Source organism: Bacillus sp. FSL M7-0003 (assembly GCF_038628485.1).
GTDB lineage: Bacteria > Bacillota > Bacilli > Bacillales > Bacillaceae > Bacillus > Bacillus safensis.
In genome coordinates, this window is record NZ_CP152024.1 from 2,706,651 (window position 1) to 2,720,511 (window position 13,861).

The following is a 13,861-nucleotide window of genomic DNA, read 5'->3' on the forward strand; positions in this document are numbered from 1 at the left end:
CTGCTCTCTGTTTATCTTTTTCTATAGATTAAGAAATAACTCGTTAATGCGCCTACGACTCCACCGATGAGCATGCCAACGATATAACCAAATATGGAATTATCTGAAGAAAAACCAAACCATCCAAACCCTAGAACACCGAAGACAATGACCATAATCTGAATAGGTCTATCCATACTTGAGTAAAGGAAGAAGCGGCCATTTCTTTCAATTGGATGTTTTATAAAGCTAATTAAGCCAATTAGATAAAACAGAACCACCATGACAATAGGTATAATGATTTTTTCGCCTGAGAACCAAAGAGGATAATCAGATCGGAAAGGTTCATCTATAATATAGTTGATTGGAGATATAGGCGATATCAAATAAGCGAAGCTCTTATCTAACCAACTCCCACTTGTCTTGATAATAAAATCTACATGAACAAGCGGTAATCCGATCACTAAAAAGGGTAAAATAGCTGTGCTGAACCCAACGATTGCTTGCGCAATGGAACTTCCGGTTAAAGTACCCGCTGCAAAAAATAAACTATAAAACATCAAGGAGGACACAAGCGAAATGATATAAACGCTATGAAAGCCAGGTGTTTCTAGTGGGTTAAGTCCTAAAATAAGTAAATAAGTAAGAACATAAGAAACGGCATGAGCGACTGCAATGATTCCAGCACCTAAGAAAAACTTTGTGTGATAGATTGTACTCCTGCTAAATGGTAAGGATAAGGTAAAATCCATCTGCCCTTTATTTCTCTCAAATCCAAGCTGCATGACAGCAAAGAAAATTCCCATTAGCCATGAAAGAGAGAGGAAAGGATCCGTCTTAAAGATATAAGAAAAACGTGGTGCATCCGTAATACACTCTGTATCGTTTAGACACGTTTGAAAAGACGAATATTCCATTAAGAATGCGAAGGGCGTCGCAAGCGCAGCAACAAGCATCACTAAAATGAATGTCAGCTCTGATTGCTTCCACTCCTTATATAATAATTGCCGCTTTACCATCTGCGTTTCCCTCCAAACTTCGCAATGAACACTTCTTCTAAATTCACAGGCAGTTCATGCCATACTTTTGGCTTCAGTGACTTCAAGTACTCTTTAGCTTCTTCGTCGGTTTTTAGAACAAGCGCTGTATAGAAAACACCCGCTTGATCCAAAATCGCCACGCCATTTTTTCGAATACTTAAGTTCATATCTTCTTCAAAGGCCATTTGGATTTTGACATAGTCATTCTTTAATTCATCTAAATCCATGACACTTGTGAGTTCATTTCCTTCTAAAAATCCAATTCGATTACACATGCGCTCAATGTCCTCTAAGCGGTGAGATGTAATTAAAATCGTTGTTTGTCGTTCTGCCACCTCGTCAATCATCAGCTGAAGAACGTCATTTCTTGTGACGGCGTCAATTCCATCAGTCGGCTCATCTAATAAAATGACCGCTGGTTTGATGGCAAAGCTTAAAATTAATGACAGCTGTTTCTTTAACCCTGTCGACAACTCACGATACTTCACTTTTTCCGGAATTTCATAGCGGTTCACAAGCTCATTGGCATAGGTCACGTCAAACTTTGGATATATATGCTTTAACAGCTGGACAAGCTGTCCGTAATTGTATCTATCAAAGTAAGGATTCACGACTGGCATGAATACAATATTTTGCTTTACTAAAGGGTGGTCTTTCACCAGCACATCTTTAAAATAAATCTCTCCTTCATCCGGAAGAAGAATTTGCTGAATCAATCTGAGAAGTGTTGTTTTCCCGGAGCCATTCCGGCCAAGCAGACCGAAGATCTCACCTTCGCCTATTTTGAAGGAAACGTCGCTGAGTACTTCGCGTCCATTTAATTTCTTCGATACATTTCTGACCTCAATCAACTTGTTTTCCTCCTTTTAGACTTGAGCCAATCTCTTCCAGCCATTCCTTGAGCTGATGAATATCAATACCAGCATAATGAGCTTCTATGATGAGTTGTCTTAACTGTTCTTTCATCTCGAGCACCTTCCCTTCATTCAGCTTTAACTGAGCACCTTCTGTTACATACGTACCGCGGCCCCGCAGAGTTTCAATAATCCCTTCCCGCTCAAGCTCTTTATACGCTTTACTGACGGTGTTTGGGTTGGCAATAATAATGGTGGCGAGCTCTCTGACAGAGGGCAGTTTGTCACCTGGCTTCATCACGCCTTTTAAACATAAAATTTTGAGCTGCTCAATGATTTGTTCATATATTGGCGCAGCGCTTCTTGGATCTATTTGAATCATGATGACTCCCTCTTTCCTCATTCATGCTTTTGCAGTCCTATCGCTTGATCATGTCCTTGCATTAAAGGAACTGAATTGGGTATCAAATCTTTTTGAACTTCAAAACCAATGAAAACAAGAACGAAAAAAAATGTACATGCTAACGCAACAGCCAGCACCATCCACTTCAAATTGATTGGTTTTTTTTCTTTTTTCATGGTTGAACACCTTTCTTCACTTTTTAAGTGTCTGTAGTGTATTAGTTGATGTAGTACACTTAATACAATATAGACACCCAGCATAAAAGTCAATCACTTATTAAAAAAAATAAAAAACAGACCCTTAAAAGAAGGATCTGTTTATCATTCATTATCGTAGGAAATCCCTAAAATCATTTGATTTTGCAAGCTCTGAATTTGAACTCGCGCCCTGTCTAAACGTTCTCTTTGCTGGTCATTGGCGACATCTTTTAATTTTTCTAATTCATTGACCGTATTCTCAAGCATGAGCTGTGCTTTTGAAAACTCTTCCTCATTATAATGTTCCTGACGTGAGCTCAAATCAAATTGTTCATTTGCAAACTCAAGGGTTTCCGTACTTTTTTGGATAAATTCATCGATCGACTGCCTTGTTGCCATCTTACATTCCCTCCATTTCATCATCGCTCCCGCCTATTTTGCCCATGTAACGCTTTTTCACTAAAGAAAATGTTGGACAGATTCAATTGTCCTCCTTCGTGATTTTTGTTAAACTTTAAGGATGCCTATTATTATGCAAGGAGGTTACTGACTTGGATCAGCATAACCCTTTTTTATATTCAAACAGCGAAAAACGTTATCACACGTGGAACTACCATTTGCGTGAACACTTTGGTCATAAAGTATTTAAAGTAGCCTTAGACGGCGGCTTTGACTGCCCAAACCGTGATGGTACTGTAGCCCACGGCGGCTGTACATTTTGCAGTGCCGCTGGATCTGGTGATTTTGCAGGAAACCGGGCTGATGATCTCATCACTCAATTTAACGAAATCAAAGACCGGATGCATACAAAATGGAAAGACGGAAAATACATGGCGTATTTCCAGGCGTATACAAACACACATGCACCGCTTCCTGTCCTAAAAGAAAAATATGAAACCGTCATGAATCTGGATGGTGTCGTAGGTCTATCCATTGCAACAAGACCTGACTGTCTGCCGGATGACGTAGTCGAGTATTTAGCCGAATTAAACGAACGCACTTACCTATGGGTAGAGCTTGGTCTTCAAACGGTACACGAACGGACAGCTATGCTCATCAACCGTGCTCATGATTATGAATGCTACGTTGAAGGTGTAGAAAAACTGAGAAAACACGGAATTCGTGTCTGCTCACATATCATCAATGGACTGCCTCTTGAAAACCGGGACATGATGATGGAAACAGCAAAAGCTGTTGCGGATTTAGATGTGCAAGGAATTAAAATTCATTTGCTTCACCTTTTAAAAGGGACTCCAATGGTCAAGCAATATGAAAAAGGAAAGCTTGAGTTTTTAAGCCAGGAGGAATATGTTCAGCTTGTTTGTGATCAGCTGGAGATTCTGCCGCCAGAAATGATTATTCACCGTATTACAGGCGACGGCCCAATTGAATTAATGGTTGGTCCAATGTGGAGTGTAAATAAGTGGGAAGTACTCAATGCCATTAATGCTGAGCTCGAAAGACGTAACAGCTACCAAGGGAAACGTTTCGTCAGATTGGAAGAAGCAGCTAAATGATTTTGAAACGCATGCTTCCTTTTAGTAAAGAGCTGTTAGAACGCGCTTGTCAAAAAGGCGACATCGTTATAGATGCAACAATGGGCAACGGCCACGATACACTCTATTTAGCTGACCTTGTAGGAACTGATGGACAAGTGTTTGCATTCGACGTGCAAGAGGAAGCCTTGCAGCAGACAAGCAAAAGGCTTGGCGGTCAATATCCTTACGTTCACCTCATCCATGATGGGCATGAAAAACTGGCGGATCATCTTCCGAAGGATGCTTATGGACAAATAGCCGGTGCAGTGTTTAACCTTGGGTATCTGCCCGGAGGCGATAAAGCCGTCACCACTCAGGCTCATACAACCATTGAAGCCATCAAGCAGCTCCTCGAATGGCTCAAACCCGGAGGTCTGATCGTCCTTGTGATCTACCACGGACATCCCGAAGGAAAAAGAGAAAAAGAAGTGCTTCTCGACTATTGCAGATCACTGCCTCATGAAGAGGTACAAGTTTTATCATATCAATACATGAATATTCAAAACGACCCGCCGTTTGTGGTCGCCATTGAAAAAAAGCTAAAATGATGTGCATTTTAGCTTTTTTTCTTCTTTTCAGCGTGATAGAAAACCTTTGCAGTCTAGGAACGGGCAAGCACCGGAACGGAGCGAATTTGACATTCGTGAGTACCGGCGCGCAGACCTGACACCGAATGCGAGGGTTTGTCTACACGCTGAAGCTCAAATCCTAATGGATTTGAGCTTTTTTATGATGATTTCATCCAAGGCATTTTCTGATAGGTCCGATAGGCTCTTCCGTTAATATAGAAAAAGAACGATGTTTTCCCGCTTGATTTGATCAGCCGCTTTGCCAGCTTGTTCATCTCTTTTTGGGCTGTCACTTTTTCATCGGACAAATAAACCGCCAGTAATCCTCTGTTAATCAATTTGTGAAAGTTTTCATGCGGAATGCCTTTCAGCTGCTCATCCGCTTTTTCGATAAAATGCTGAAGTCTATCCATCATCTCATGATGAGAATCATAGTATGAGCAAAAGTTCAGATCTCCCCCAAGCCGGTCCTCTTCTTGGTCTATTAAATAATCGAGTAAAATGTGCAGACCTTGAATATAAGGGAAATAGCTTTCGTAAATTTGTTTCGCCTGCTTTTCTGTAAAATCAGGCTGCAGCGCATACGCCACAAGACAGAATATTCCTAACGTTGATCCCGCACAAGCTGAAAACTCATACCATTCCATCTTCGGCAAATCTTTTTCATATTGGCGAAACCATGACTCTAGCCGTGGTACACGCTCATGAGGAACGACGTGCTTATGTACTTGCAGGTCACTATAGTAATCACACAGCGTGTGTAAATATGGCTGAATGATCGGATAATGCCCAACGCGCGTAAGCACGTCTTGACATGTGCGGACAAGCGCATGTAAATATCCATGATCCTCTTGATCATCACGGAATTGATAGTATGGCTTGAGCTCAGCATGAATATCAAGCGCATCTCTCATCGCTTGATGCAGCATATGAAAATCCTTAGGATCAAGCGACGTGCTGCGGTCACATAGGTTATCTAAGTAGTCACTGATGGTTTGATACGCCACAATGAATTCAATGCACGTTTCTTTCTCATCGCCTGCTAGAAGAGATAAAATGCCTCCGCCTTCACAGTGAAACGTTTTACTCGATATGCTCGCTAGTGCCTGCGTTCTCAGTTCTTCATTTTCAATCATTTCTGCATGAGCCCGCCACTTTTTCAGCTCCTGATGAACAAGCGGAAAAATATCTTTATACACTTTTGTCATCAGTGCAAAAGGACGCTCTGGTACTGACAAATCACTCCACCCCCAACTTAAAGCTCACAATCAAATATATTGATCTGTAAAGGCTCTTGCCGCCTTAAACACATCTTCTCTTTCTGGTTCATTAAAAATTTCGTGATACAGCTCTTCCCATTCACGGTATGATTTATTGGTTGATTCTATGCCATTGAACCATTTAATCACCCTCGTTTTATCGACGATCTTATCATCTCCCGCCTGCATTAAAAGGAGCGGGATCGATTTAAAGACATTCGTCGGCTGCATCGCCGCATCGATATTTTTGATCAGCTCTCGATACCAGCGAACCGACACCTTTGTCACGTAAAGAGAATCATTTGAGTCTGCCTCAATGACCGCCTGATTTCGTGTCGCTAGTTCAATCGACAGACCTGACTCCACTTTAAAAGACGGTGCCAGCACATTTAAACCTTTTGACGCAAAATCCATCAGCTTCTTCGGTTTAAATTGCAGACCTAAACAAGGTGATGATAAAATAAGGCCATTCAACTTCGTATGGGTATACTGCTTCATCCACTCAATTGAAATGAGTCCACCCATACTGTGTCCAAGTAAAAAAGTAGGAAGTCTGAATGATTTCGCATGTTCGATCCATTCATCGACTGTATCAATGTATTCTTGAAACGAACGAATGTGGCCTCGCGCACGTGTCGATGTGCCTTGTCCAGGCAAGTCACCCATGACGACGTGATAGCCTGCATTCCGCCACATTTCAATCAGCCATTTATATCGGCCGTGATATTCACTCGCACCATGTACAATGACAATTGTACCAACTGGTCTTTCAGCATGCCAAGTCCACAAAGTAAACACCTCACAAATGTTGTATTAAGAAAGGAAGTCGAAAAAGTGATTTATCCATATCATCAGTTTACACCTGAGATTCATGAATCGGTCTTTGTCGCAGATAACGCCACCATTACCGGTGATGTCACAATCGGAAAATATTCGAGCGTGTGGTTTCAAACCGTCATCAGAGGCGATGTTGCACCTGTGAGAATTGGAAAGAACGTCAACATTCAAGATTTATCGTGCCTGCATCAAAGTCCTGGAAAAACACTTCTTATTGAAGATGGTGCTACTATTGGACACCAAGTCACATTACATAGCTCAATCATTCGAAAAAATGCCCTCATTGGCATGGGGTCTATTATTCTCGATGGTGCGGAGATTGGCGAAGGCGCCTTTATCGGTGCAGGAAGTCTTGTCCCTCAAGGAAAGGTCATCCCAAAAGGATCACTCGCTTTTGGCCGTCCAGCCAAAGTCGTTCGGCTGTTAACAGATGAAGATATCCAAGACATGGACCGAATCCGCAGAGAATATGTAGAAAAAGGACAATACTATCGTTCCCTTTTATCTCGTTAACATCATACGTGTATCTTCACTTTATCATGTTTTTTTCAGGATATTAAGCAATAACTATGAACCGCTTGTTATTTTACCCTTTTCCGCCACTTTCTATCATGACAAAAAAGGTTTTCAGCACAAAGCTGAAAACCTTTTTTCATTAACTGAAGATGACTTCTTTCGGTTGATGATTCAATTGCTCTGGATCAATACTGCGCTCGACATAAATGCTGTGCCAAATCATAAAGATCAGGACAGTCCAAATCTTACGGCTATGATCTGCTTTACCAGCACAATGTTCATTTAATAAATCAAGCACATACGCTTTGTTAATATATTCGTCCGTTTGACTGTTTTTAATGATGTCTTTCGCCCAAGCGTTCATCTCATTTTTCAGCCAATGACGAATTGGAACAGGGAAGCCCAGCTTCTTGCGGTTTAACACATGGTCAGGCACAATGCCTTCTGCTGCTTTACGCAATAAATATTTCGTTGTGCCATCTTTTGTTTTCAGCTCTTCTGGAATTTTAGAAGCCGCTTCAAATACGACCTTATCAAGGAAAGGAACACGAAGCTCAAGAGAATTCGCCATTGTCATCTTATCTGCTTTCAGTAAGATGTCCCCGCGCATCCACGTATGAATATCAACATATTGCATTTTGTTAATATCACTGTAGCCTGCACTTTCCTCGAAGTATGTCTTCGTCACATCACGATACGTAATGTTCGGATCATACTGCTTTAAGAGGTTTTTCTTTACTGGCTCTTCAAAGATTTTCGCATTACCGATATAACGTTCCTCTAATGGTGTACAGCCGCGGACGATAAAGCTTTTTCCTTTCATTCCTTCTGGCATTAAGCGTGCCAGACGAAGAAGAAGCTTTTTCAGCATAGATGGTACAGATTCAAATGGTTTAAGAGAAAGCGGCTCACGGTAAATATTATATCCACCGAACAGCTCGTCTGCTCCCTCACCAGAAAGAACAACCGTCACTTGTTTCTTCGCTTCCTTTGCCACGAAGTACAATGGAATCGCCGCCGGATCAGCTAAAGGATCATCTAAATGCCAAACAATTTTCGGAAGCTCATTCATATATTCCTCAGGAGAAATCACCGCGCTGAAGTTTTGTAAGCCAAGCTTATCAGCCGTTTCCTTCGCTACATCAACTTCACTAAAGCCATCCTGCTGGAAGCCAACAGAAAACGTCTTCAGCTCAGGATGAAATTCCTTTGCGACAGATACGATGAAAGAAGAATCGATACCACCTGATAGGAAGGAACCAACAGGTACATCACTTCTCATATGAATTTTCACAGAATCATAGATTGCATCGCGGACTTCTTCAATCAGCTTTTGTTCTTGTGTTTGCTCAGGCTTGAATTGAACCTTCCAGTAAGTCTTAAATTCAATCTCCTGTCCTGGGCGTAAAGTAAACTGATGACCTGGCTCTACTTTGTGCACCTTTTGATCAAGTGTATTTGGCTCAGGTACGAACTGGAATGACATATATTGCTGTAAGGATGTTTCATCAAATAAAATGTTCTCGTTCACTGCCATCAAGCTTTTGCGCTCAGACGCAAAGTACACTTGCTCATCCATTTGTGTAAAATAAAGCGGTTTGATGCCAAAAGGATCTCTTGCGCCATATAATAATTGCGCTTCTTTATCCCAAATTAAAAATGCAAACATGCCGCGAAGCTTTGAAGCCGCTTCTTCTTTATAATGACGGTATGTGGCAAGAAGTACTTCCGTATCAGAATCTGTGCTGAACGTATAGCCTTTTTTCACAAGCTCTTCCTTCAGCTCCACATAGTTATAAATTTCTCCGTTGAAAATAATCCAATACTTTTCATCTTCATAAGAAAGCGGCTGCTTTCCGTGCTCAACATCTATAATACTTAAACGTCTAAATCCAAATCCTACATGCTCATCATGAAAGTACCCCTCATCATCCGGACCACGATGAACGATGAGACGATTCATTTGTTTAATTAGCTCTTCCTGTTCAGTAGTTTCGGACAATGGACGGTGATTAAATACACCAACAAACCCACACATATTATTGCCTCCACGTTATGTTATTTCTTAAAAGTAGACCTATAATTAGACAGTATTTTGTCCGATTTTGTTTCACATTTTTTCGCTTTTTGCATATTTTTTTTTAATCAAAAGGAAAACCGCTTAAAATAAGCGGTTTTTTATGTTGTTATTGTCCCAATGCTTCTTTGCGAAGTGTATCGGCTTTATCCGTTTTTTCCCACGGAAGATCTAAGTCGTGACGGCCGAAATGCCCGTATGCAGCTGTTTGTTTGTAGATCGGACGGCGCAGGTCAAGCATTTTAATAATGCCAGCTGGACGAAGATCAAAGTTTGCACGAACCACTTCAATTAATTTTTCTTCAGAAGCTTTTCCTGTTCCGAATGTATCAATTGAAATCGATACAGGCTGTGCAACACCAATTGCATAAGCAAGCTGTACTTCACAAGAATCTGCAAGGCCGGCAGCTACGATGTTTTTCGCTACGTAACGTGCAGCGTATGCCGCAGAACGGTCAACCTTCGTTGCATCCTTACCTGAGAAAGCACCGCCGCCATGACGAGCGTACCCGCCATACGTATCAACGATGATTTTACGTCCAGTTAAACCAGCATCCCCTTGAGGTCCACCGATCACGAAACGGCCAGTTGGGTTAATAAAGTATTTTGTCTGTTCATCAATCAGTTCACTTGGAACGACAGGACTGATGACATGCTCTTTTAAGTCACTTTGAATTCGTTCAAGCGTCACTTCTGGTGCATGCTGCGTAGAAATAACCACTGTGTCAATACGAACTGGTTTGTTTTGCTCATCATATTCAACTGTGACTTGTGTTTTTCCGTCTGGACGAAGGTATGCAAGTGTTTCATTCTTGCGTACTTCTGTTAAACGGCGAGATAATTTATGCGCTAGTGAAATTGGCAGCGGCATGAGCTCTTCGGTTTCGTTGTTAGCAAAACCAAACATCAATCCTTGGTCACCTGCACCAATCGCATCAATTTCTTCTTCAGTCATTGTTCCTTCACGTGCTTCAAGCGCTTTGTCTACACCTTGCGCAATATCAGCAGACTGTTCATCAATTGATGTAAGTACCGCACATGTTTCCGCATCAAAACCATATTTCGCACGTGTGTAGCCAATTTCCTTAATTGTGTCACGCACCGTCTTTGGAATATCGACATAAGTAGACGTTGTAATTTCACCGCTTACTAATACGAGACCGGTTGTAACAGAAGTTTCACAGGCAACACGTGCATTTGGATCTTTCTTTAAAATTTCATCCAAAATGCTGTCTGAAATTTGATCACAGATTTTATCCGGATGTCCTTCTGTCACTGATTCTGAAGTAAATAAACGACGATTTTGACTCATAATGGCTATTTCCTCCTGTACAAGACCACATCATCCCAAGATGAGGCCTCCAATATGATACGGAACTCGTTCCCTCTTATATTTGAAAACGTTTATATTAGAGATGTTATTGGCAATTTGTTCATATGATATCCCAAAAATAAAAAAACCATTTCCTTCATTGCGAGGAAAGGGTCTGAGATCGCATGCCTTTCACTCTTATCGCTCAAGGTGTTCTTGTACCTTGCATCAGGTTAGCACCTTGGTTTCTCAGCATTTTCATGCCTTTTTCATAAGAAACCGGTTGCTGGGCTTCATCGGGCCTGTCCCTCCACCAACTCGGGATAAGAGTATCCGTTCAATAAGATATCTTATCTTAAACCCTTGCGTCATGTCAATGCTTCATAAGAATTATCTCCCTCTTTTTTCTCCTCACCATTAGCATCACCAAAAAGCATATTTTCATAGCAGAAATGAAAAAACACACACAAAAATTTTTAAATAGTATAGACTATTATTATTAATGTGTTATACTAATCGAAACAAACAAATTCAACGGTAAAGGAAGGGTTTTTTTATGAACTCAGTGGATTTAAAAGAAGATTTGCAGTCATTGCTCTCATTAGAAAATACGCACCAAAATTTATCTGTTCCGAAACTTGTTGAAAAGATTTTGGCACGTAATGAAGGCGTTTTAACATCAACTGGAGCTGTCCGCGCCACAACTGGAGCCTATACAGGACGTTCGCCTAAAGATAAATTTATCGTCAAAGAAGAAAGCTCTGAACATAAAATCGATTGGGGTCAAGTAAACCAGCCGATCTCCAAAGAAGCATTTGACCGTTTATATACAAAGGTTGTGTCATACTTAAAAGAACGTGATGAACTATTCGTCTTTGAAGGGTTTGCAGGCGCTGATGAAAGATATCGTATGCCGATTACAGTTGTAAACGAATTCGCATGGCACAATCTTTTTGCCAAGCAGCTATTTATCAGACCTGACGGGTCAACACCTTCTTCAAACGAAAAACCTTTCACCATCTTATCTGCACCGCACTTTAAAGCAGATCCTGCAACAGATGGCACAAACTCTGAAACGTTTATCATCGTTTCTTTTGAAAAACGCACGATTCTTATCGGTGGAACAGAATATGCAGGAGAAATGAAAAAGTCCATTTTCTCTGTGATGAACTACCTGCTTCCTGAGCAAGACATTTTATCCATGCACTGCTCAGCAAACGTAGGTCAAGAAGGCGATGTGGCCCTATTCTTCGGACTTTCAGGTACGGGGAAAACGACGCTTTCTGCAAGCGCAAGCCGCAAGCTGATCGGAGACGATGAACACGGCTGGTCTGGCACAGGGGTCTTCAATATCGAGGGCGGATGCTATGCGAAATGTGTGAACTTAAGTGAAGAAAAAGAACCGCAGATCTACAAAGCGATCAGCTTCGGATCAGTTCTTGAGAACGTTGTGCTTGATGAAGAAACACGTGAAGCGGATTACGATGATACCTTCTTTACTGAAAATACACGCGCTGCTTACCCAATCGAAATGATTGATAACATCGTGAAACCAAGTATCGCAGGACATCCATCTGCTATTGTCTTTTTAACAGCTGATGCGTTTGGCGTCTTACCTCCAATCAGCCGTTTAACAAAAGAGCAGGCAATGTACCATTTCTTGAGCGGGTACACAAGTAAATTAGCTGGAACTGAGCGCGGTGTCACATCACCAGAAACGACATTCTCTACTTGCTTCGGTTCACCATTCCTTCCGCTTCCAGCTCACGTCTATGCTGAAATGCTTGGCAAAAAGATTGATGAGCACGGTGCTAAAGTATTCCTTGTGAATACAGGCTGGACTGGCGGTGGCTATGGTACAGGCAAACGAATGAATCTCGCTCATACAAGAGCAATGGTGCAGGCAGCAATCGAAGGTGACCTTGACAATGCCGAGATGATTACTGATGACATCTTTGGCTTACACATCCCGCTTCATATTCCTGGTGTACCAGATGAAGTGCTTCAACCTGCTAAAACATGGGATGACCAAGAGGCTTATCAAGAAAAAGCACACTTCCTTGCCAATGAATTTAAAAAGAACTTCCAAAAATTCAGCCACGCGGCAAGTGACATTGAAGCCAAAGGCGGACCACTCGTATAACCAAATGAAAAAAGCTGAGGAAATTCAATCCCTCAGCTTTTTTAGTTGGTTGAATGCAATGACACAAGACGGTACGTCACCTTCGTGACATTGTCTGTCAGCTCCAGCTTTTCAACATGTGCTGTCCCAGTTTTTTCTCCGTCTTTCGTTTTGCGCACCTCAAGTGGAATATTTAATGGATAAATGCGGTATCCATCCTTCATGAGTTCAAATACATTTTCTTCAATTCTTGTCTCTTTTCCCTTTGTGACAATCATTGTATTAAATTCAACAGGCATTCCCATAATGAAAATCCCCCTACTTTCTATATTTCGTTATACTGATTATTTTACCACATTTCCGCTTTTTCGGCTGTGCATCCATGTGGTCAGCCTTCTCACAATTTCTCGATTATGCTGCGGCGGGAAATAGTGGTTGTATCCGTGGAAATACCATGTCTCCACAGACTTTCCGTGCTGGCGCAGCGCATCTTCTAACAAATACGCATGCTCAATCGATACATTTTGATCTTCTTCTCCGTGGATGATAAGGACAGGTGCTTCAATTTTGTCTACCTCATTTAAAGGGGTTCTGTTCTCATATGCCTCTGGCACCTTATGCGGCGGTCCGCCAATCACACGCTTCATCATCCGTCTCATATCCACACGCTCTTCATAAGTCAGTTTCATGTCACTGACGCCTCCCCATGTGACAAAGGAAGCCGCCTCCTGTTTCATTTCAACAGCGGTCCAAATGCCCATAATACCGCCTCGCGAAAAACCAAAGATATGAATGCGGTCCTTCTTCACTTTTTTGTGCTGTTTTAACAGCTGAAAGGCAGCGAACGCATCTTTTCGATCTTCTCCGGCAAAATCTTCGTTCCCTTCGCCTCCTTGGTTTCCTCGGTAAAAGGGAGCAAAGACGACAAAGCCCTGCGCGGCAAATTGCACAATCCGGCCAGGTCTGACCATCCCCACATTTTTAATGCCGCCACGTAAATACAAAAAGCCGTCGTAGAAACCTTCTCCGGCCGGTTCAGCGAGCAGCCCTTTCATCCGAAGTCCATCTGCCTCATAGGTCACTGTATATAAGTGAATATGCGGATGGGGCGACGGAAACCTTCTTTTTTCCACAATCACTCGATTTCTCTCCTTTTCA

15 protein-coding genes and 1 riboswitch are annotated in these 13,861 nt (G+C 41.8%); of the genes, 4 read left to right on the forward strand and 11 right to left on the reverse strand.

Going from position 1 to position 13,861, the window contains the following annotated elements; all coding sequences use genetic code 11:
• Nucleotides 1-11: 11 nt before the first annotated feature.
• From MHI23_RS13835 to MHI23_RS13855, 5 genes are all read right to left on the reverse strand, one after another.
• Nucleotides 12-998 (reverse strand): ABC transporter permease subunit, encoded by a 987-nt coding sequence (locus tag MHI23_RS13835; RefSeq protein WP_024426210.1) that lies wholly within the window; start codon nucleotides 996-998, stop codon nucleotides 12-14.
• A complete protein-coding gene (locus MHI23_RS13840) occupies nucleotides 992-1,870 on the reverse strand; it encodes an ABC transporter ATP-binding protein (protein ID WP_024424899.1) in 879 nt (292 codons plus the stop codon). Before MHI23_RS13840 ends, MHI23_RS13835 begins: the two co-directional genes overlap by 7 nt.
• A complete protein-coding gene (locus tag MHI23_RS13845) occupies nucleotides 1,863-2,255 on the reverse strand; it encodes a GntR family transcriptional regulator (protein ID WP_019743690.1) in 393 nt (130 codons plus the stop codon). The genes MHI23_RS13840 and MHI23_RS13845 overlap by 8 nt, the downstream gene beginning before the upstream one ends.
• 17 nt (nucleotides 2,256-2,272) lie before the next feature.
• Nucleotides 2,273-2,452 (reverse strand): hypothetical protein, encoded by a 180-nt coding sequence (locus tag MHI23_RS13850; RefSeq protein ID WP_024424901.1) that lies wholly within the window; start codon nucleotides 2,450-2,452, stop codon nucleotides 2,273-2,275.
• 144 nt (nucleotides 2,453-2,596) lie between these two features.
• Nucleotides 2,597-2,872 carry a YtzC family protein gene (locus MHI23_RS13855; protein WP_024424902.1) on the reverse strand — a complete coding sequence of 92 codons (276 nt, stop codon included), beginning with the start codon at nucleotides 2,870-2,872 and terminating at the stop codon, nucleotides 2,597-2,599.
• 152 nt (nucleotides 2,873-3,024) lie between these two features.
• On the opposite strand from MHI23_RS13855, the gene MHI23_RS13860 reads away from it, so the two are divergent.
• Complete coding sequence (locus MHI23_RS13860; RefSeq protein ID WP_017358356.1) at nucleotides 3,025-3,990, forward strand: TIGR01212 family radical SAM protein; 966 nt, start codon at nucleotides 3,025-3,027, stop codon at nucleotides 3,988-3,990.
• Nucleotides 3,987-4,559, forward strand: coding sequence for a class I SAM-dependent methyltransferase (locus MHI23_RS13865; protein ID WP_025092388.1), 573 nt, complete (start codon nucleotides 3,987-3,989; stop codon nucleotides 4,557-4,559). Before MHI23_RS13860 ends, MHI23_RS13865 begins: the two co-directional genes overlap by 4 nt.
• Before the next feature lie 179 nt (nucleotides 4,560-4,738).
• Here MHI23_RS13865 and MHI23_RS13870 read toward each other — a convergent pair whose 3' ends face one another.
• Nucleotides 4,739-5,818: a tetraprenyl-beta-curcumene synthase family protein gene (locus tag MHI23_RS13870; protein ID WP_268414259.1), complete on the reverse strand. Its 1,080-nt coding sequence runs from the start codon at nucleotides 5,816-5,818 to the stop codon at nucleotides 4,739-4,741.
• A 30-nt stretch (nucleotides 5,819-5,848) separates the two neighbouring features.
• Nucleotides 5,849-6,628 carry an alpha/beta hydrolase gene (locus tag MHI23_RS13875; protein WP_024424906.1) on the reverse strand — a complete coding sequence of 260 codons (780 nt, stop codon included), beginning with the start codon at nucleotides 6,626-6,628 and terminating at the stop codon, nucleotides 5,849-5,851.
• A 45-nt stretch (nucleotides 6,629-6,673) separates the two neighbouring features.
• Between MHI23_RS13875 and MHI23_RS13880 the strand changes: the two genes are divergently transcribed.
• Nucleotides 6,674-7,189 carry a gamma carbonic anhydrase family protein gene (locus MHI23_RS13880; protein ID WP_342492017.1) on the forward strand — a complete coding sequence of 172 codons (516 nt, stop codon included), beginning with the start codon at nucleotides 6,674-6,676 and terminating at the stop codon, nucleotides 7,187-7,189.
• Between the two features lie 142 nt (nucleotides 7,190-7,331).
• Here MHI23_RS13880 and asnB read toward each other — a convergent pair whose 3' ends face one another.
• Together asnB and metK are read right to left on the reverse strand one after the other, a co-directional pair.
• Entirely contained in the window at nucleotides 7,332-9,230 is a 1,899-nt protein-coding gene (gene asnB, locus MHI23_RS13885; protein ID WP_024426217.1) for an asparagine synthase (glutamine-hydrolyzing), read from the reverse strand.
• A 148-nt stretch (nucleotides 9,231-9,378) separates the two neighbouring features.
• Nucleotides 9,379-10,581: a methionine adenosyltransferase gene (gene metK, locus MHI23_RS13890; RefSeq protein WP_342492018.1), complete on the reverse strand. Its 1,203-nt coding sequence runs from the start codon at nucleotides 10,579-10,581 to the stop codon at nucleotides 9,379-9,381.
• 195 nt (nucleotides 10,582-10,776) lie between these two features.
• A riboswitch (SAM riboswitch) is annotated at nucleotides 10,777-10,911 on the reverse strand.
• A 226-nt stretch (nucleotides 10,912-11,137) separates the two neighbouring features.
• Here metK and pckA point away from each other — a divergent pair.
• Nucleotides 11,138-12,724, forward strand: a complete 1,587-nt coding sequence (gene pckA / locus MHI23_RS13895; RefSeq protein WP_024424910.1) for a phosphoenolpyruvate carboxykinase (ATP) — start codon at nucleotides 11,138-11,140, stop codon at nucleotides 12,722-12,724.
• A gap of 41 nt (nucleotides 12,725-12,765) precedes the next feature.
• Here the strand turns inward: pckA and MHI23_RS13900 are convergent, their stop codons facing one another.
• Complete coding sequence (locus tag MHI23_RS13900) at nucleotides 12,766-13,008, reverse strand: DUF2584 domain-containing protein (protein ID WP_025092385.1); 243 nt, start codon at nucleotides 13,006-13,008, stop codon at nucleotides 12,766-12,768.
• 39 nt (nucleotides 13,009-13,047) lie between these two features.
• Nucleotides 13,048-13,842 carry a prolyl oligopeptidase family serine peptidase gene (locus MHI23_RS13905; protein WP_125587186.1) on the reverse strand — a complete coding sequence of 265 codons (795 nt, stop codon included), beginning with the start codon at nucleotides 13,840-13,842 and terminating at the stop codon, nucleotides 13,048-13,050.
• Nucleotides 13,843-13,861: the final 19 nt, after the last annotated feature.